At 64.4% G+C, this 17,827-nt stretch carries 22 protein-coding genes; 10 read left to right on the top strand and 12 right to left on the bottom strand.

What is annotated here, in order from left to right; genetic code table 11:
• Positions 1-4: 4 nt before the first annotated feature.
• Genes hisH through hisB form a run of 3 tightly spaced genes read right to left on the bottom strand, consistent with a single transcriptional unit; the run spans position 5 to position 1,740 of the window.
• Positions 5-655, bottom strand: a complete 651-nt coding sequence (gene hisH / locus B9Z03_RS03700; protein ID WP_085462942.1) for an imidazole glycerol phosphate synthase subunit HisH — start codon at positions 653-655, stop codon at positions 5-7.
• On the bottom strand, positions 655-1,128 hold the full coding sequence (locus tag B9Z03_RS03695) for a DUF2628 domain-containing protein (protein WP_085462941.1): 474 nt from the start codon (positions 1,126-1,128) through the stop codon (positions 655-657). Before B9Z03_RS03695 ends, hisH begins: the two co-directional genes overlap by 1 nt.
• A 3-nt stretch (positions 1,129-1,131) precedes the next feature.
• A complete protein-coding gene (gene hisB / locus B9Z03_RS03690; protein ID WP_085462940.1) occupies positions 1,132-1,740 on the bottom strand; it encodes an imidazoleglycerol-phosphate dehydratase HisB in 609 nt (202 codons plus the stop codon).
• Between the two features lie 199 nt (positions 1,741-1,939).
• Here hisB and hslV point away from each other — a divergent pair, with 199 nt between their 5' ends.
• From hslV to B9Z03_RS03670, 4 genes are all read left to right on the top strand, one after another.
• Positions 1,940-2,488 carry an ATP-dependent protease subunit HslV gene (hslV, locus tag B9Z03_RS03685; protein WP_085462939.1) on the top strand — a complete coding sequence of 183 codons (549 nt, stop codon included), beginning with the start codon at positions 1,940-1,942 and terminating at the stop codon, positions 2,486-2,488.
• Positions 2,478-2,981: a GNAT family N-acetyltransferase gene (locus B9Z03_RS03680; RefSeq protein WP_085462938.1), complete on the top strand. Its 504-nt coding sequence runs from the start codon at positions 2,478-2,480 to the stop codon at positions 2,979-2,981. The genes hslV and B9Z03_RS03680 overlap by 11 nt, the downstream gene beginning before the upstream one ends.
• 2 nt (positions 2,982-2,983) lie before the next feature.
• Positions 2,984-4,297 carry an ATP-dependent protease ATPase subunit HslU gene (gene hslU, locus B9Z03_RS03675; protein ID WP_085462937.1) on the top strand — a complete coding sequence of 438 codons (1,314 nt, stop codon included), beginning with the start codon at positions 2,984-2,986 and terminating at the stop codon, positions 4,295-4,297.
• 143 nt (positions 4,298-4,440) lie between these two features.
• Positions 4,441-5,397 carry a DUF1402 family protein gene (locus B9Z03_RS03670; protein ID WP_085462936.1) on the top strand — a complete coding sequence of 319 codons (957 nt, stop codon included), beginning with the start codon at positions 4,441-4,443 and terminating at the stop codon, positions 5,395-5,397.
• On the opposite strand, the gene B9Z03_RS03665 is transcribed toward B9Z03_RS03670, so the two are convergent.
• From B9Z03_RS03665 to B9Z03_RS03650, 4 genes are read right to left on the bottom strand one after another with little or no spacing between them, the layout of a single operon-like run.
• Positions 5,398-5,766 (bottom strand): helix-turn-helix domain-containing protein, encoded by a 369-nt coding sequence (locus B9Z03_RS03665; RefSeq protein WP_085462935.1) that lies wholly within the window; start codon positions 5,764-5,766, stop codon positions 5,398-5,400.
• Positions 5,763-6,305, bottom strand: a complete 543-nt coding sequence (locus B9Z03_RS03660) for a Smr/MutS family protein (protein ID WP_085462934.1) — start codon at positions 6,303-6,305, stop codon at positions 5,763-5,765. The genes B9Z03_RS03665 and B9Z03_RS03660 overlap by 4 nt, the downstream gene beginning before the upstream one ends.
• A complete protein-coding gene (gene mltA, locus B9Z03_RS03655) occupies positions 6,302-7,411 on the bottom strand; it encodes a murein transglycosylase A (protein ID WP_085462933.1) in 1,110 nt (369 codons plus the stop codon). The genes B9Z03_RS03660 and mltA overlap by 4 nt, the downstream gene beginning before the upstream one ends.
• Before the next feature lie 21 nt (positions 7,412-7,432).
• Positions 7,433-8,137, bottom strand: a complete 705-nt coding sequence (locus B9Z03_RS03650) for a Tim44/TimA family putative adaptor protein (protein WP_085462932.1) — start codon at positions 8,135-8,137, stop codon at positions 7,433-7,435.
• A 181-nt stretch (positions 8,138-8,318) separates the two neighbouring features.
• Here B9Z03_RS03650 and B9Z03_RS03645 point away from each other — a divergent pair, with 181 nt between their 5' ends.
• Together B9Z03_RS03645 and secB are read left to right on the top strand one after the other, a co-directional pair.
• Positions 8,319-8,807: an FxsA family protein gene (locus B9Z03_RS03645; protein ID WP_085462931.1), complete on the top strand. Its 489-nt coding sequence runs from the start codon at positions 8,319-8,321 to the stop codon at positions 8,805-8,807.
• A gap of 107 nt (positions 8,808-8,914) precedes the next feature.
• Complete coding sequence (gene secB / locus B9Z03_RS03640; protein ID WP_085462930.1) at positions 8,915-9,406, top strand: protein-export chaperone SecB; 492 nt, start codon at positions 8,915-8,917, stop codon at positions 9,404-9,406.
• Here the strand turns inward: secB and dnaQ are convergent, their stop codons facing one another.
• The 5 genes from dnaQ to B9Z03_RS03615 all read right to left on the bottom strand — a co-directional run bounded on the left by dnaQ (position 9,407) and on the right by B9Z03_RS03615 (position 13,040).
• On the bottom strand, positions 9,407-10,129 hold the full coding sequence (gene dnaQ / locus B9Z03_RS03635) for a DNA polymerase III subunit epsilon (protein ID WP_085462929.1): 723 nt from the start codon (positions 10,127-10,129) through the stop codon (positions 9,407-9,409).
• Between the two features lie 71 nt (positions 10,130-10,200).
• On the bottom strand, positions 10,201-10,782 hold the full coding sequence (coaE, locus tag B9Z03_RS03630; protein WP_085462928.1) for a dephospho-CoA kinase: 582 nt from the start codon (positions 10,780-10,782) through the stop codon (positions 10,201-10,203).
• The gene (locus tag B9Z03_RS03625; RefSeq protein WP_085462927.1) at positions 10,782-11,615 is read right to left on the bottom strand and encodes a shikimate dehydrogenase; all 834 of its coding nucleotides are present in this window, start codon (positions 11,613-11,615) and stop codon (positions 10,782-10,784) included. Before B9Z03_RS03625 ends, coaE begins: the two co-directional genes overlap by 1 nt.
• Positions 11,608-12,207, bottom strand: coding sequence for a Maf-like protein (locus B9Z03_RS03620; RefSeq protein WP_085462926.1), 600 nt, complete (start codon positions 12,205-12,207; stop codon positions 11,608-11,610). The genes B9Z03_RS03625 and B9Z03_RS03620 overlap by 8 nt, the downstream gene beginning before the upstream one ends.
• A gap of 11 nt (positions 12,208-12,218) precedes the next feature.
• A complete protein-coding gene (locus B9Z03_RS03615; RefSeq protein ID WP_085462925.1) occupies positions 12,219-13,040 on the bottom strand; it encodes a pyruvate, water dikinase regulatory protein in 822 nt (273 codons plus the stop codon).
• A 386-nt stretch (positions 13,041-13,426) separates the two neighbouring features.
• On the opposite strand from B9Z03_RS03615, the gene hemE reads away from it, so the two are divergent.
• The 4 genes from hemE (at position 13,427) to mnmE (ending at position 17,800) form a co-directional block, all read left to right on the top strand.
• Entirely contained in the window at positions 13,427-14,467 is a 1,041-nt protein-coding gene (gene hemE, locus B9Z03_RS03610; RefSeq protein WP_085462924.1) for a uroporphyrinogen decarboxylase, read from the top strand.
• The gene (gene hemJ, locus B9Z03_RS03605; protein WP_085462923.1) at positions 14,467-15,000 is read left to right on the top strand and encodes a protoporphyrinogen oxidase HemJ; all 534 of its coding nucleotides are present in this window, start codon (positions 14,467-14,469) and stop codon (positions 14,998-15,000) included. The genes hemE and hemJ overlap by 1 nt, the downstream gene beginning before the upstream one ends.
• A gap of 183 nt (positions 15,001-15,183) precedes the next feature.
• Positions 15,184-16,449 (top strand): transcription termination factor Rho, encoded by a 1,266-nt coding sequence (rho, locus tag B9Z03_RS03600; RefSeq protein WP_139832152.1) that lies wholly within the window; start codon positions 15,184-15,186, stop codon positions 16,447-16,449.
• Between the two features lie 49 nt (positions 16,450-16,498).
• Positions 16,499-17,800: a tRNA uridine-5-carboxymethylaminomethyl(34) synthesis GTPase MnmE gene (mnmE, locus tag B9Z03_RS03595; protein ID WP_085462922.1), complete on the top strand. Its 1,302-nt coding sequence runs from the start codon at positions 16,499-16,501 to the stop codon at positions 17,798-17,800.
• The last annotated feature ends 27 nt before the right edge of the window (positions 17,801-17,827 follow it).

Here is a 17,827-nt window from a genome sequence, read left to right as displayed (position 1 = left end):
CTCCTCAAGGTTTCCATTTCAGGAAGTTGGCGATCAAGGCCAAGCCGAGCGCCTGGCTCTTCTCGGGATGGAACTGCGTGCCGGCGAGATTGTCTCGGCCGACGGCGGCCGTGACCGGGCCGCCATAGTCCGTGACCGCCAGAACCTGATCCGGATCCGTCGCATCCAGATGGTAGGAATGCACGAAATAGGCGTGCAGCCCACCCTCGCCGGTCGATATCCCGTCGAACAGCGGATGTGGGTGTTTCACGTGAATCGTGTTCCAGCCGATCTGCGGGATCTTCAGCGACGGATCGCGAGGCTCGATCTCCTTCACGTCGCCGGAGATCCAGCCGAAGCCCTTGGTGATCGTCTTTTCCAGCCCCCGGTCGGACATGAGCTGCATGCCGACGCAAATGCCGAGAAAGGGGCGGGCCTTGCGGATGGCGACGTCCTCGACCGCCTCCCACATGCCTTCGACCGCGTGCAGGCCGGCAGCGCAGTCGGCATAGGCGCCCACGCCGGGCAGGACGATGCGGTCCGCCGTGCGCACGCGTTCCGCATCGGCCGTCAGGTCGATCTCGGCCGAGATGCCGGCCTCGCGCGCGGCGCGCTCGAACGCCTTGGTGGCCGAGCGGAGATTGCCCGAACCGTAGTCGATGATCGCGACCCGCATCAGCGCGCTCCCGGATAGGAAAAGAGCCCAAGGGCGGGACCGGACGGACCTGCGCGCGGAGCCAGCGGCTGAGGTTCGGGCATCGGCGCGGGCACCCTCGTTTCCTCTGCCTGTTCGACGCTGTCGCCGAACAGGTGCTTCGTCTCGGCGTCGTCGCGATTGTAGGCGTCGACCACGCCCCATTCGCGCCAGCCACGGCGGCGGAGCGCTGCGATGCGCAGCGCCGGGGCCTCCAGCCCGACATAGAGCGAGACGAGAAGCGACAGCAAAGGAGCAGCCTCACTGAGGCCGGAGACGCTGCCGAGCGATCCGAGCACGGCCATCACGGCGAACGCCACCAACGCCTCGATCCAGAGCCGGTGCCAGGCCAGCCAGATCGGAGGTAGCAGGAAGGCAAAGAAGTGGAAGCCGTCCCGGATATAGGCCGCTTCATCGCCGCCCTCCGGGGCCTCCATGACCACAAAACTCGCCATGGACTATCCTTTCAGGGTTCCCTTGGTCGAGGGAATGGCACCGGCCTGGCGCGGATCGGCCTCGATCGCCGTCCGCAGCACCCGCGCCACGGCCTTGAAGCAGGTCTCGGCGATGTGGTGGCTGTTGGCGCCGTAGTGATTGGCGACGTGCAGCGTCACGCCGGCGTTCTGCGACAGCGCCTGGAAGAACTCGCGCACCAGCTCGGTGTCGAACGTGCCGATCTTCGGCGAGGTGAAGGCGACGTTCCAGACGAGGAACGGCCGGCCGGACACGTCGATCGCGGCGCGCGTCAGCGTCTCGTCCATGGCAAGGTCGAGCGAGGCGTAGCGGCAGATGCCGCGCCGCTCTCCCAGCGCCTTCGAGATCGCCTGTCCGAGTGCGATGCCGACATCCTCCACCGTGTGGTGGTCGTCGATGTGCAGGTCGCCCTTGGCCCTGACGGTCATGTCGATCAGCGAATGCCGCGACAGCTGCTCCAGCATATGGTCGAAGAAGCCGACGCCGGTGGAGACGTCGAACTTGCCCGATCCGTCGAGATCGACCGAAACGTAGATCTCCGTTTCCTTGGTCGCCCGGCTGATTTCGGCGCGGCGCGGGGTGGTGCTGGACATTCTGCCTGTTCCTGGGTCCCGAAGGTGACCGCCTCATAACAGCATGACGACTTCATTTCCAGTTAAGGCGAGGCACCGAACCTGCCCAAAGGGCGAGGGTTCCGTGCAGATTGCAATCGCGGTCGGCGTGCATACATAGTCCGGCATCGGGAACGACCATGGCGCTTCGGGCCAGGCCGTTTCGCTATCGGAGTATCTCATGTCTGAAGAAATCATCATGCACGGCACGACGATCGTCACCGTGCGCAAGGGCGGGAAGGTCGTGATCGCCGGCGACGGCCAGGTGAGTCTCGGCAACACCGTGATGAAGGGCAATGCCAAGAAGGTGCGTCGCATCGGCAAGGGCAATGTCATCGCCGGCTTCGCCGGCGCCACCGCGGATGCCTTCACCCTTCTCGAACGCCTCGAATCCAAGCTCGAACAGTATCCCGACCAGCTGACCCGCGCCTGCGTGGAACTGGCCAAGGACTGGCGCACCGACCGCTATCTCCGTCGCCTCGAGGCGATGATGCTGGTGGCGGACAAGTCGGTGACGCTGGCGCTGACCGGCACGGGCGACGTGCTCGAACCCGAGCATGGCGTGATGGCGATCGGTTCCGGCGGCAATTATGCGCTCGCCGCTGCCCGCGCGCTGATCGATACGGACAAGGACGCTGAGGAGATCGCCCGCAAGGCGATGGAGATCGCAGCCGACATCTGCATCTACACCAACCAGTCCGTCACGCTTGAATCGATCGATGCCGCGTGAGCCTCGCTACGATTTCCGCGCGGTAGAGGAAGCCGATCTTCCGCTGCTCGGGACCTGGCTGAGACAGCCGCACGTCGCCGAATGGTGGGGCGATCCCGACAAGGGCATCGCCGAAATCCGCCAGGCGATGGAGGAGGTGTCGGTCGAGCCGCTGATCGTCGAGTTGAACGGCAGGCCGGTCGCCTATCTCCAGAGCTACGATCCGCATATGGAGGACGACCATCCCTATCAGGACCAGCCGTTCGGCACGCTCGGCATCGATATCTCGATCGGCGAAGCGGACCTGCTCGGCAAGGGCCATGGCAGCGCGATCATCGCCCAGTTCGCCGAACAGCTGTTCGAGGAAGGGGCGCCCCGGTTGATCATCGATCCGGAGCCGACCAACGCCAGGGCAATCCGCGCCTATGAGAAGGCAGGTTTCAAGGCCTTCGACACGAGAACGACAATCTATGGCACCGCCCTGATGATGGCGCGGGATGCCGAGGAAGAATGAAGATGAGCAACTTTTCCCCCCGCGAGATCGTTTCCGAGCTCGACCGCTACATCGTCGGCCAGAAGGACGCCAAGCGCGCGGTCGCGATCGCGCTGCGCAACCGCTGGCGGCGCCAGCAGCTCACCGGCCAGATGCGCGAAGAGGTGATGCCGAAGAACATCCTGATGATCGGACCGACGGGCGTCGGCAAGACCGAGATCGCCCGCCGCCTGGCCAAGCTCGCCGGCGCGCCCTTCATCAAGGTCGAGGCGACCAAGTTCACCGAGGTGGGCTATGTCGGTCGCGACGTGGAGCAGATCGTGCGCGACCTGGTCGAGGTCGCCATCGTGCTGGTGCGCGAAAAGATGCGCGAGGACGTGAAGGCGCGCGCGCATCTCAACGCCGAGGAACGCGTGCTCGAAGCGCTGGTCGGCAAGACGGCGAGCCCGGCGACGCGTGACTCGTTCCGCAAGAAGCTGCGCGACGGCGAGCTGGACGACAAGGAGATCGAGATCGAGGTGGCCGATACTGGAACCGGCGGCATGCCCGGCTTCGAGATCCCCGGCATGCCGGGCGCCAATATCGGCGTGCTCAATATCAACGACATGCTGTCCAAGGCGATGGGCCAGAAGCGCACCAAGACGCGCAAGACGACGGTGAAGGAGTCCTACGGGCTGCTGATCGACGACGAGTCGGACAAGCTGCTCGACCAGGATCAGGTGATCGCGGCCGCGCTCCAGTCGGCGCAGGACGACGGCATCGTCTTCCTCGACGAGATCGACAAGATCGCAGCGCGTGACGGTGGCGTCGGAGCGGGTGTCTCCCGCGAGGGCGTGCAGCGCGACCTGCTGCCGCTGGTCGAGGGCACGACGGTCGCGACCAAATACGGGCCGGTGAAGACGGATCACATCCTCTTCATTGCCTCGGGCGCGTTCCATGTCGCCAAGCCGTCGGACCTGTTGCCCGAATTGCAGGGCCGCCTGCCGATCCGCGTCGAGCTGCGCGCGCTGGAGAAGGACGACTTCAAGCGCATCCTGACCGAGCCGGAGGCGAGCCTGATAAAGCAGTATATCGCGCTGATGGCGACCGAGGGTGTGGAACTCGCCTTCACCGACGACGCAATCGACCGGCTTGCCGGCATAGCTGTCGAATTGAATGCGACAGTCGAAAACATCGGTGCACGGCGCCTCCAGACAGTGATGGAGCGCGTGCTGGATGAAGCCTCCTACGAGGCGCCCGACAAATCCGGGTCTTCGATCACGGTGGATGCGGAATTCGTGGCAAAGAACGTCGGCGATATCGCCAGGAACACAGATTTGTCGCGTTTCATCCTGTAAAGGCTGGGGTGTGGCCTTCGGGCCACCCCCGATCTTCTTCGGATTGGACCAGTCGATTGCCTGTGTCTTCGCACTCGACTTCCCGAAGGGCAGTCCTTAGACGGGGACAGGGGCTTAGGCGAAGTCGCGAATCCGGGCGAAGAATGAAGAAGCTGGCCGTCGTGCTGATGGGACTTTCGGTGCTGGCGGCTGTCCCTGCCACAGCCGCGACCGTCGTTCCGAGCGGAAACCGCAGCATCGAGCAGCCGCAGGTTCCCGGCGGCTCTGCCTCTCGCACCAAGGCGCTCAAGACCAGCTACGACGCGAAATACCGCAAGGTGATCGCCCTGCTGCGCAACGACAAGGCGCTTCGGCAGAAGATCGTGGCGGTTGCGCGCCAGTTCGACATCAGCCCGCTGCACATCGCCGGAGCCATCGTCGGCGAGCATACCTACAATGTGGATGCCTACGACCGGCTCCAGACCTATTACGTCAAGGCGGTCTCCTATCTCGGCTCCAGCTTCTCGTTCTCCTATGAGGGCGAGGACATCGCCACCTTCATTGAACGGCCGCAGTTTGCCCGGTGCGAGAGCCTGCCGGGCAGCTATGCGGTCTGGACCTGCCGCGAGGATGTCTGGAACGCCTCTTTCAAGGGCAAGTCCGTCGACGGAAAGCAATTTCCGAACAACCGCTTCAGCGCGGTCTTCTTCCAGCCCTTCTATGCGGGGCAGACCTTCGGCATCGGCCAGCTCAACCCGCTGACGGCCCTGCAGATGACGGACACGGTGTCCAAGGTGACCGGCGCGCCGACGCTCGACTATCGCGATCCGCAGGCGGTCTATGCCACGATCATGGATCCGGATCAGACGCTGCCCTACGTCGCGGCGACCCTGCGCAAGGCGATCGACGCCTACAGGACCATCGCCGGCTTCGACATCTCGCAGAATCCGGGCCTGACCGCGACGCTCTACAATGTCGGCGGTCCCGAGGCTCGTGCCTACGCCCTGAAGGCGGAGAACGAGCGGCGGGCAGCGGCGGGGCAGGAACCGAAGCTTCCCGAAGAGAACTATTACGGCTGGCTGGTCAACGAGCGCCTCGCCGACATCGAAGCGCTGTTCTGATCAGCGCGACCGGCGCCGCGGCCGGTGGACGATGGCGATCATCTGCTCCAGTTCGGCATCGGTGAGCTGCGCGATGCGCTCCGACAGGAGGTTGGCCAGCTCCGTCGCGCGGGGCGAGAGGCCGGACGTGTCGATCACCGCGCGCGGATCGGAGGTCTCGGCGAGGCGCAGCAATTCCTCGGCCTCGTCCCAGATGATGTTGAAATAGCCGATGATCTTCTGCAGCATCGCCCAGGTCGGGCGGCCGCGGCGGCCATGCTCCAGCGCGGAGAGATAAGCAGGGCTGACGCCGATGGCCGCGGCCATATCCTTCTGCGAGACGCCACGGGCGCGCCTCAGATCGCGCACCTTCGCCCCGAAGGGGGTCATGGCCCCGCCTCGTGCGGCAGGCGGCGGAGCCTGACATAGAGCGCGCCCTCACCGCCATGGTTGCGGGCGGCATCCTCGAAGCCGCTCACCAGGTCGCGGAAGGGTGGCGTGGCGAACCAGCCGGGAACGGAGCGCTTTAGCACACCCTCGCTCGCCAGCGAGCGCCCCTTGCCGGTGATGACGAGGACGTAGCGGATGCCCGATCCATGCGCACGCCGGAGGAAGGACAAGAGCAACCCGTAGGCCTCGTCCTGGCGCATTCCGTGCAGATCGATACGGGCTTCGAGCGGCAGCCGTCCTTTCGAGATCTTCTTCTGCGTCAGCCGGTCGAGGTGATGCACCTGGAGCCGTTGCTGCTGCGCGGGCGTCGACGGCGGAGCGGCGGCCTGGACCGGCGGCGGCTTCGATGGCGGTTCATCCTCCAGCGCGAAAACCGGTTCCGCTACCGCCTTGCCTTTGAGCGGCTGAGTGGTGCGCGCGACCAGGTTCCAGAGAACCCGCTCCTCGTCGGTCAGGTCGCGGGCACGCGAGCGGCTCATGACGTCCGCCCGGCCAGCAGCGCGTTCGGGACGAACGCATAGAAATCGGCGGCACTTTTCACCACGCCCGCGATCTCGCCGGCAGCATCCCCGGAGCCGGCGAAGAGGTCGCCGCGCGCGCCACCGACGATCGCGGAGCCGGTGTCCTGCGCGATCATCAGACGGCGGAACGGGCGCCCCTCGAAAGCCGTCAGGTCCGGCGCGACGATGAAAAAGGGGGTTCCGAACGTGTGCAGCAGCCTGTCCACGGCCATCGACCTGCCGGGGATCAGCGGCACCTTGGCGGCAGCCACCGGCCCAAGCGACGGATCATCCACCGGCGCCTCGCGGAAGAAGATGAACGACCGGTTCTGCCAGAGAATCTCGTCGACCCGCTCAGGATGCGCCCGGAACCAGGCGCGGATCGACTGCATCGTCACGGCCGCCAGCGGGATTTCGCCGAGGTCGGCCAGAATGCGTCCCGGCCCGCTGAAGCGCTGGCCGCTCTTGGCGGCGTAGGTCACCCGCCGCATCTGCCCGTCCGGCATACGCAGCCTTGCCGCGCCCTGTACATGGATGAAGAACACGTCGACCGGGTCCTCCAGCCAGGCGAATTCCAGCCCGCGCCCCGCCAGCGCGCCGCGCTCGATCTCGCCGCGGTCGTGATATTCGACGATGCCGTCGGCGGTCTGCCGGGCGAAGGCGAGATAGGGATCAAGGCCGTCGGGCCGGTTGGCATCGTCTATGTCGACCAGATCGTCCGGCCGCGCATAAAGCGGAAAGCGGAAGCGATCGGTGCGGATGGGAGAAGCGGCGGCCTCCGGCTCGTAGAAGCCGGTCACGAAGCCGCGTTCGGCGCTGTTTCCCGGCTCCACCAGACAGGGCGTGAAATGGCGCTCGAAGAAGGCGCGGGCAGCGGCCTTGTCGAGGCTGTCTGATATTCGTGCTTCGGCATAAGCGGGCTCGAAGGCGGCGCAATCGATCCCAAGGCTGCCGGTTCGGTAGGATTTGTCGAGGACGCGGAAAGCCGACCGCCGGAAGGCTTCGAAGGCCGGACCGCAGTCGTCTTCAAGCCAGCCGGGCAGGTCGGTGAAGGAGACCGGGCGGAACGCCGAGGACAGGGGCATCGGCGAACTCCACCACGCCCGTCAGTCTTCGGCTTCCGTCGCGACCAGCTTCCAGTTCGGATCCTTGGACTTCGTGTCGCGCGCGAAGGTCCAGACGTCCTTGACCTCGGCAACCGTCTCGGGATCGCCGTCGATCACCTCGCCGGCATTGTTGCGGGTGGCGGAAATGAGCTCGCTGACGATGCGCAGCGTGACATGCGCCTCGCTTCCCTTCATCTCGGCGCCGACGATCTCGGCCTTGTCGATGCCGACGAAAGAGGACTGGATCTTCTCGTTGCGCTGCTCGCGCTCGGAGATCGCCTGCACGAAGCCGTCATAGACCTCGCGGGAAAGCAGGTTCTTGAGCGTCTTCCGGTCGCCGTCGGCATAGGCCATGACGATCATCTCGTAAGCCATCTTGGCGCCGTCGACGAAGCCGACGGGCTCGAAGGACGGATCGGCATCCCTGATCGCGCGCAGGCCCTTGTTCACGTCGGTGCCGGGTGCGGCGACCTTGTCGATCGCGGCATAGCTTTCATCGGCGGTCTCGGACGATTTCCGGCGTGGCAGCGAGACGACATTGTCCTGCGAGGCAGGGGCAGGCTCGCGTTTGCCACGGCCAGCCGTATATGGATCGAACGGCGGGCGCTCGTTTCCGGTGCGGCGACCAAGCACGTTGCGGAGCTGGATGAAGATCACCACTGCCGCGACCAGGAAGATGATCGTACCCAAATCGAAAAATTCCATGTTCTTCCGCCAGACGCCTGAACCGTGGCCACGATCACCACGAACATTATCGACCGCTTGCGCCGCTGATACAATGCTCGACGATTGCATATAGAGTGGTGCGGGCGATCATTCAAATCCTATGGCCGCGTTCCTATCTCTGGGAAAAGCCGCATTTCGCCCCTTTGTTGTTTGGACCTCCATGAGCAGATCGATCCTCGGCATTTTCGTGCTTCTCCTGCCCCTGCTGGAGATTGCCGGCTTCGTGGTCGTCGGCAGCCGGATCGGCGCGCTGGCGACCGTCGGGCTGGTCGTCGCCTCGGCGATCCTCGGCGCGGCGCTCCTCAGGGTCCAGGGCATGGGGGCGCTGCGGCGCGCCCAGATCCAGGCGCAGGCCGGCGGCGCGCCGGACCGCGAGATCGTGCACGGCGCGATGATCGTGCTGGCGGGACTGCTGCTGATCGTTCCGGGCTTCATCACCGACATCATCGGCCTGCTGCTCTTCCTGCCGCCGGTGCGGGATCTCGCCTGGAACGCGCTTCGCTCGCGGATCGTGGTCATGGGCAGCGGCTTCAGCGCCCGCGGCGGGCAGGCACGGCGCGAGACGAAGGTGATCGATCTCGACGAGCGCGATTACCGGGAGGTCGAGGGCAGCGGCTCCTCACCCTGGAAACGTCCGGATTCCGAGTAAGTCTCGGGAATCCGGCCGCCAAACTTGCTATGAGGGGTCGGGCATGCTAGCGAACGCGCCGATTTGAAACGGGCCGAAACAGGGCCACCGACCAAGGAACGGGATCAATGGCAGAGAACGAAAACGGCGGCGCAACGGCCGGCAACGGCGCGCAGCCTTCGCTCAATGTGCTTGCGCAATACGTCAAGGATCTGTCCTTCGAAAGCCCGAACGCCCCCAACTCGCTGCGCGCCCGCGAGAACGCCCCCGGCATCAACATCAATGTCAACGTCAACGCGAATCCGATCTCGGATACGGAGTTCGACGTGAACCTGACCATCTCGGCCAAGGCGGGCGCGGACAAGGACGTGCTCTTCAACGTCGAGCTGGTCTATGGCGGCGTCTTCCGCGTCAGCGGCTTCCCGAAGGAGCACACGCTGCCGATCCTCTTCATCGAGTGCCCGCGGCTGCTGTTCCCCTTTGCCCGCCAGATCATCGCCGAGGCGACCCGCAACGGTGGCTTCCCGCCGCTGATGATCGACCCGATCGACTTCGCGCAGATGTTCCAGGCCCGCATGGCCGAGGAACAGGCCCGCGCCAAGGTGCAGATGTCGAGCTAATCAGGCTTCCGCGGCTGGCTGAGCCTGAAGTTCCGGCTTCAGCCAGATCGCCTTTTCGCCGAGCGACGCCACGAGCTTCGCATGCGCCTGGCGCTCCGCCTCGGTCAGGCGCGACGGCAAGGGTTCGGCGCGCGACGCGAGCGTGATGCTGACCTCGACGGTTTCGGCACGGCTCGTGGCCTGCTCGGCCACCGAGAGGCCGAAGGTGGCCTGCTTGCCGCCGAGCAGCTCTATATAGACCTCCGCCAGAAGACCCGAGTCGAGCAGCGCGCCGTGGCGCGTGCGGTGGCTGTTGTCGATGCCGTAGCGCTTGCACAGCGCGTCGAGCGAATTCGGCCCCATCGGGTGCTTGCGCCGTGCGATGGCGAGCGTGTCGACCACGCGCGCCGGATCGACGGGCGGGCGGGCGAAGCGGGCAAATTCCGCATTGATGAAGTTCATGTCGAAGCCGGCATTGTGGGCGACCAGCGTCGCGCCGTCGATGAAGGCCTCGAAGTCGTCGATGATGCCGGCGAAGGTCGGCTTGTCGGCAAGCTGCTCCATCGTGATGCCATGGACCGCCTGCGCCTCCGGATCGATCGCGCGACCGTCCGGATTGATATAGACATGGAAGGTGCGGCCTGTCGGGAACCGGTTGACCAGCTCGATCGCGCCGATCTCGATCACGCGCTCGACGCGATGGTCGAGGCCTGTGGTTTCCGTATCGAAAACGATCTCACGCATCGAATCACTCCTGCGAAGACGATGCGGGACGCAGCGCCGCCCGGCAAGTCCGGCAGCGCGGCGTCAACACATCATGCTGACATGTCGGCGACGATCCTGCGCACCGCCTCGCGCGCGGCCTCCATGCCTGCGCCCGTCTCGACGACGAAATCGGCAAGTCGCCGCTTTTCGGCGTCCGGCACCTGACGCGCCAGGATCGCCTCGAATTTCTCGGCCGTCATGCCCGGGCGAGCGAGAACCCGTTCGCGCTGGACCGCGGCCGGCGCGGAAACCACCACCACCTTGTCGACGCGATCGCGCCCGCCCGTCTCGAACAGGAGGGGAATGTCGAGGACGGCGAGCTTCGCACCTGCTGCCCGGTTGCGCGCCAGGAACGCATCGGCATCCGCCCGGACCAACGGGTGCACGATCTGCTCAAGCTTCCGGATCGCCTCGGCATTGCCGATGACGCGCTGGCCGAGCAATGTCCGGTCGATCCTGCCGTCGACGGTGACGCCAGGAAACGCCGCCTCGACCAGCGGCACGGCGGCGCCGGAATAGAGGCGATGCACCGCCTCGTCGGAATCATGGACCGGCACGCCCTGCTCGGCGAACATCTTCGCCGTGGTCGACTTTCCCATGCCGATGGAACCGGTGAGGCCGATGACGATCATCAGTGGGCATCCAGGTCGGCGATCACCAGATCGCGCAGCTGTTGCGTGACGGCCGGGCGCTTGCCGAACCAGCGTTCGAAGCCGGGGACCGCCTGGTGGAGCAGCATGCCGAGACCGTCGACCGTTTTCAGGCCTCGCTCAGAGGCGGCCTTGAGAAACGGTGTTTCGAGCGGCACATAGACGATGTCGGTGACGAGGGCATGGTCCGGTAGTGCCGCTACATCGGCGGGAAGCGAAACATCGCCGTCCATCCCGAGCGACGTCGTGTTGACGACGAGATCGGCGGCTGGAAGCAGCGTATCGACGGCTTCGTTGCCGTGCGCGCGAACCCTGGCTCCGAAAAGATCGGCGAGTTCCTGCGCACGGGCCCGCGTGCGATTCGTGATGTCGACGCGCGTGTAGCCAGCGCTGAGGATCGCGTGCACCACCGCCCGCGCAGCGCCACCTGCGCCGAGAACGAGCGCCCTGTCTCGCTCGCGCCAGCCTGGGGCACGGTCGTCCAGGTTGGCCGCGAAGCCGATCGCGTCCGTGTTGCCGCCGCAGACCTTGCCGTTCTCGATCCAGAGCGTATTGACCGCACCCACCGCTTCAGCCTCGCCATCGCGGCGCGAAACCGTCTCGAAAGCGGCCTCCTTGTGGGGGATCGTGACATTGCCGCCGACAAAGCCGCTGCCGGGAAGGCCGGCGATGAAGGCGCGGATGTCGGATGGCGCAATGTCGATCCGCTCGTAACTGCCATCGATGCCGAGCTCTTTCAGCCAGTGGCCGTGAATCAGGGGCGAGCGGGAATGCGCGACCGGATGGCCGCAGACGAAGGCGCGGATCTCAGCCATCGATCGCTCCAAGCCGGCGCAGTTCCGCGATCAGCTCAAGCAAGGGCATGCCGACGATGGTGAAATGATCGCCCTCGATCGCGTCGAAGAGCTGAATTCCCTCACCTTCGATCTGGTAGACGCCGACGCTGCGCAGCACCTGGTCGCCGACGCGCGACAGATAGCGGCCGACAAAGCCCGGATCGAGCTTGCGCATGGTCATCCGCGCCACCGAGACATGGCCCCACAGCGCCTTGCCGTCGCGCGCGAGGACGACGGCGCTGTTCAGGTGATGGGTCTTGCCGGAGAGCTTGAGAAGGCGTCGCCTCGCCTCCTCCATATCGGATGCCTTGTGGAGCACTTCGTCGCCGAGCGACAGCGTCTGGTCGGAACCGATCACCAGCGCGCCCGGGAAACGTTCGCTCACCTCCTCCGCCTTCGCCTCGGCCAGGATCCATGCCAGGTTCTCGGGTGAAATCGCGGCGTCGCCGATCGCTTCCTCCACCGCGCGTTCATCGATCCGCGATGGATTCGCTTCCGTTTCGATGCCGGCATTGTGCAACATCGCAAGACGGAACGGGCTTGCCGAGGCGAGGATGATCCGGGTCGTCATGGGCGCACCGGTTAGCGCGTCCGGCCCCGCAGCGCAACGATCGCGGCGGCGGTCTCCTCGATCGACCTGCGGCTGACGTCGATCATCGGCCAATTGTGGCGGGTGCAGATCTGGCGCGCATAGGACAGCTCGTCCGAGATCGCGGCCCGGTCGATGTAATTCTGCGCGTCGAAGGTGGTGGTTGTGCCCAGCAGGCGGTTTTGCCGGACATGCGAGATGCGTTCGGCCGTCGCGACGAGGCCCACGATCAGCGGCCGCTTGGCGGTGAGCAGGCTGTCGGGCACCGGCACGCCGAGGACGATCGGGATGTTCGCGGTCTTGATGCCCCGATTGGCGAGATAGATGCTGGTCGGCGTCTTCGAGGTGCGCGAAATGCCGATCAGCACGACATCCGCCTCCTCGATGTCGGTCGGCAGCTGGCCGTCGTCATGATCCATCGTGAAGTTGAGCGCATCGATCCGCCGGAAATATTCTGCGTCCAGGACATGCTGCGCACCGACACGGCGGCCGGCCGGCGCGCCGAGATAGGACTGGAAGACGGTCAACACCGGCTCCAACACGGACACGCAAGGCAGACCCATTGCCGCGCAACGCTGATCGATGCTCGCCGCCAGATCCTTGTCGACGACCGTGTAGAGAACGATGCCAGGTTCGGCATCGATCTCCTCGAGCACCTTGGCGAGCTGCTTTTCCGTCCGGATCAACGGATAGATGTGCTCGATCGCGCGAGTGTCCTTGTACTGGGCCGACGCCGCGCGGCCCGCGGCGAGCAGCGTCTCGCCGGTCGCGTCCGAAATCAAATGCAGGTGGAAGAAGCTTTGGGGTTTGCTCACAGCCCGGGTCGGCCCTTGTTGAGGAGTGTGGACAAGTCGGACAGGCGACCCTCCATGACGGCGAGGACTGTATCAGAAGCCCTCTTGTCCACAATCCGAGCCGCTGCGGATCGGCAGTCCCGGCCCTGTGGATGAATCGGATCCGGAATGGTCACCCAGGAAAGATCCACAGCCCGGCAGAATCCGATTTCCGCTTAAATATCTGAAATCTTTTTGGTTATTCGGCCACTCCCGCTATCTTCCACAGCTGGACAAGGCTGGACATTCGACGGCGTGACATCCTATCCGTGGACGGATTGGGGACAGGTGATAATCCCCACGACTGACAGACTCTTAGAATCAAAAGAAGATTCAAAGATTCATTTCTTTATTGGGAAGGAGGCACGATGGCTGCGCCGAGCACTCCGAAACGCGTCGTCGCCGATGTGCTGAGGGGAGAGAGCGTCTTTCCGCCTCCGGTCTGGCTGATGCGCCAGGCTGGCAGATACCTTCCCGAATACCGCGAAACGCGGAAAAGGGCCGGGAGCTTTCTCGACCTCTGCTACAATCCCGACTTCGCAGTAGAGGTGACCCTGCAGCCCATCCGGCGCTTCGGCTTCGACGCATCGATCCTGTTCTCGGACATTCTTGTCGTGCCGCATGCGCTGGGCCGGGACCTGCGCTTCGAGGAGGGACGCGGCCCGCTGATGACGCCGATGGGCGTCTATGACATCGAGCGGCTCGACAGGAGCCGGTTTCACGAGACCCTCGCGCCCGTCTACGAGACGGTGCGCCGGCTGCGCGCCGAACTGCCTACAGAGACGACGCTGCTCGGCTTCTGCGGGGCACCCTGGACGATCGCCACCTACATGATCGCAGGGCACGGCACGCCGGACCAGGCGCCTGCCCGGCTGTTTTCCTATCGGTATCCGGAAGCGTTCCGGAAGCTGCTCGGTGCGCTTGCCGATGTTTCCGCCGAATATCTGATCCGGCAGCTGGATGCCGGCGCGGATGCGGTTCAGATCTTCGATTCCTGGTCGGGAGTGCTCGACGAGCCCTCGTTCTCGGCCTTCTGCGTCGAGCCCGTGCAACGGATCGTCTCGAAGGTGCGCTCAGCGAGGCCCGATGCGCTGATCATCGGCTTTCCGAAGGGTGCCGGCAGCCTCTACGACGATTATCGCCAGCTAACCGGGGTGAACGGGCTGGGGCTCGACTGGTCCGTGCCGCTGTCGCAGGCGAAACGGTTGCAGGCGGCGGGTGCCGTGCAGGGCAATCTCGACCCGATGCGGCTCGTCGCCGGCGGGCGTGCCTTGGACGAGGGTGTCGATGCGATCCTGGAGGGGCTGGGCGATGGGCCGCTGATCTTCAACCTCGGCCATGGAATCACGCCGGAGGCTCCGATCGCCCATGTCGAGGCGATGCTGCGGCGGATCAGGGGAGCGCGGTGATGGCAGACAATCCTGCGTCATCGGGGGCGGTCGCGACGCGGCGGGCGATCATGGCGATCGTCGTGTTCGTCGCGCTGACGCTCGCGCTTGTCTATCTCGCACCGGACGATCTCTATCTCTGGATCAAGGCGGTGCACGTCATTGCGGTCATCGCCTGGATGGCGGGCATGCTCTATCTGCCGCGTCTCTTCGTCTACCACGCCGATGCGGAGCGTGGCTCGGTGCAGTCCGAGACCTTCAAGGTGATGGAACGGCGGCTCTACAGGGCGATCATCAACCCGGCCATGGTGATCGCCTGGGCGGCCGGCCTGTGGCTTGCCTGGAGAGGTTTCGCCTTCCAGGGCGGATGGCTGCACGCCAAGATCGCACTCGTGGTTGCGATGTCGGGCATGCATGGCTATCTGGGGGGTGCAGTGCGCCGTTTTGCCGAGGACAGGAACGAGAAGCCTGCGCGGCATTGGCGGATCGTCAACGAGGTGCCGACCTTGCTGATGATCGGCATCGTTATCCTGGTGATCGTGAAGCCGTTCTGACCAGACCACGGCTTCGAATTGATCGCTTGCGCTTTCACTGCCCGGATTGTATGAGAAGGGCCTTCCCTTCTCGCCTAGTAATCGTGCCGTCTCAAGCATCTGGACGCACGGACGGCGTTCCCAGGCATTTTATCTTCGGTCCGCGTCTTCAATCCGGACCCAGACTCCATCCAGAGCCGCCCCATGCAGGAAATGAAACTCGCAGACTTCAAGAACAAGAAGCCGCCGGAGCTGATCGCTTACGCCGAATCGCTCGAGGTCGAGAACGCCAGCGTCATGCGCAAGCAGGAGCTGATGTTCGCGATTCTCAAGAAGCTTGCGGCGCAAGACATCGAAATCATCGGCGATGGCGTGGTCGAAGTGCTGCAGGACGGATTCGGCTTCCTGCGCTCGGCGAACGCGAACTATCTGCCGGGCCCGGATGACATCTACATCTCGCCTTCGCAGATTCGCCGTTTCTCGCTGAAGACCGGCGATACGGTCGAGGGACCGATCCGCAGCCCGAAGGAGGGCGAGCGCTATTTCGCGCTGCTGAAGGTCAACACGATCAATTTCGACGATCCGGAGAAGATCCGGCACAAGATCCACTTCGACAACCTCACGCCGCTCTATCCGACCTCGCGTCTGAAGATGGAGCTGGAGAATCCGACGTCGAAGGATATCTCGCCGCGCGTGATCGATCTGGTTGCACCGCTGGGCAAGGGCCAGCGCGCGCTCATCGTCGCGCAGCCGCGCACGGGTAAGACGGTCCTGCTGCAGAACATCGCACATTCGATCACGGCGAATCATCCAGAGTGTTACCTGATCGTGCTGCTCATCGACGAGCGGCCCGAGGAAGTCACCGACATGCAGCGTTCGGTGAAGGGCGAGGTCGTGTCCTCCACCTTCGACGAGCCGGCGGTGCGGCACGTGCAGGTGGCCGAAATGGTAATCGAAAAGGCGAAGCGCCTGGTCGAGCACGGCCGCGACGTGGTCATCCTGCTCGATTCGATCACGCGCCTCGGCCGGGCCTACAACACGGTGGTTCCGTCTTCGGGCAAGGTTCTGACGGGCGGCGTGGACGCCAATGCCTTGCAGCGTCCGAAGCGATTCTTCGGCGCGGCGCGCAACATCGAAGAAGGCGGTTCGCTCACGATCATTGCCACGGCGCTGATCGATACAGGCAGCCGTATGGACGAAGTCATCTTCGAAGAATTCAAAGGCACAGGCAATTCGGAAATCGTGCTCGACCGCAAGGTGGCCGACAAGCGCATCTATCCGGCAATGGACATCCTCAAGTCGGGAACGCGCAAGGAGGACCTTCTGGTGCCGCGCGCCGACCTGCAGAAGATCTTCGTGTTGCGCCGCATCCTCGCGCCGATGGGCACGACCGACGCGATCGAGTTCCTCATCGACAAGCTGAAGCAGACCAAGACCAACTCCGACTTCTTCGATTCGATGAACACCTGAGATCGATTCGGTTCCGGAACGCCGGAACGGATCATCTCGGGAGATCCGGATGAGATCGACCGACACGATTTTCGCCCTCTCCACCGGGCGACTCCCTTCAGGGATAGCAATTGTCCGCATGTCCGGTCCGGGCGTGCGGACTGCGCTGGAAGCAGTCGCCGGTGCCGTCCCGCCGCGCGTGGCACGATACGGACCACTCTCGTTTCGCGGCGAACTGCTCGATCATGGTCTGAGCCTGTTCTTTCCAGGCCCCGCTTCGGTGACCGGCGAGGATTGCGGCGAATTTCATGTGCATGGCAGCGTGGCGGTGGTGAAGGGGCTGATCACTGCCCTGTCCAGCCTCGATGGTTTTCGGCTCGCCGAGCCTGGTGAATTTTCGCGCCGCGGCTTCCTGAACGGGCGGATGGACCTGACGGCAGTTGAATCTCTATCCGATCTGATCGCGGCGGAGACCGATCAGCAGCGCAAGCTTGCCCTCGCCGGCATGGGCGGCAAGCTTCGCGACATATTCCTGGAGTGGCGGGCCGAACTGCAGTCGTTGCGTGCGCGGATCGAGGCCGAGCTGGACTTTTCCGACCAGGACGATGTCTCGCCGGATCTCAATGCGGCGATCGGCAGAGAGATCGATTCGTTAACGATACGCATGGACCGGCTCGTCGGGCGCCTGGGCCAGGCAGAGCTGGTGCGGGACGGCTATCGGGTCGCGATCCTTGGTGCGCCGAACGCCGGAAAATCAAGCCTCCTCAATGTCTTGGCGATGCGCGACGTGGCGATTGTCAGCAACGAGGCCGGCACGACACGCGATCTGGTTGAGGTTAGCCTTGAGATCGACGGGTTCAAGGTGATCCTGACAGACACCGCCGGTATCCGGGAGACGAAAGGCGTCGTCGAAGCGATCGGGATCGAGCGCGCGCTAGAGGCGGCGCGGCTTGCCGATCTGGTTATCCTTCTTGAGGATACGACCAATCCGGTTCCGATTACGGTCGAATCTGCCGCGACGCTGTTGCGCGTGGGAGCCAAGAGCGATCTGGCTGGGTCGGCGCGCGGCGATTATGACGTGCTGGTTTCGTCATTGACGGGTGACGGTATCCGGGAACTGCTGTCGAAGATCGGCGACAGGATCAGGCTAGCAGTTTCCGACGGTGATGGGTTGCTCGCGCTGCGCGAGCGGCATGTTGGACATCTGAACCGGGCTCGTGCTGCGCTGCAGCGGGCGTCGAAGGCGAATCTGCCGGAGCTTGTGGCGGAGGAGTTGCGCGTGGCGGCCGTGGAAATCGGGCGGATCGTCGGTATCGGTGATACGGAAGATCTGCTCGGTGAGATTTTCTCGCGGTTCTGCATCGGCAAATGATTCACGTGAAACATTTGCCTAGAGAAT

This window comes from Mesorhizobium australicum (assembly GCF_900177325.1).
GTDB classification, from domain to species: Bacteria; Pseudomonadota; Alphaproteobacteria; order Rhizobiales; family Rhizobiaceae; genus Mesorhizobium_A; species Mesorhizobium_A australicum_A.
This window is presented reverse-complemented; position numbering and strand designations above follow the sequence as displayed.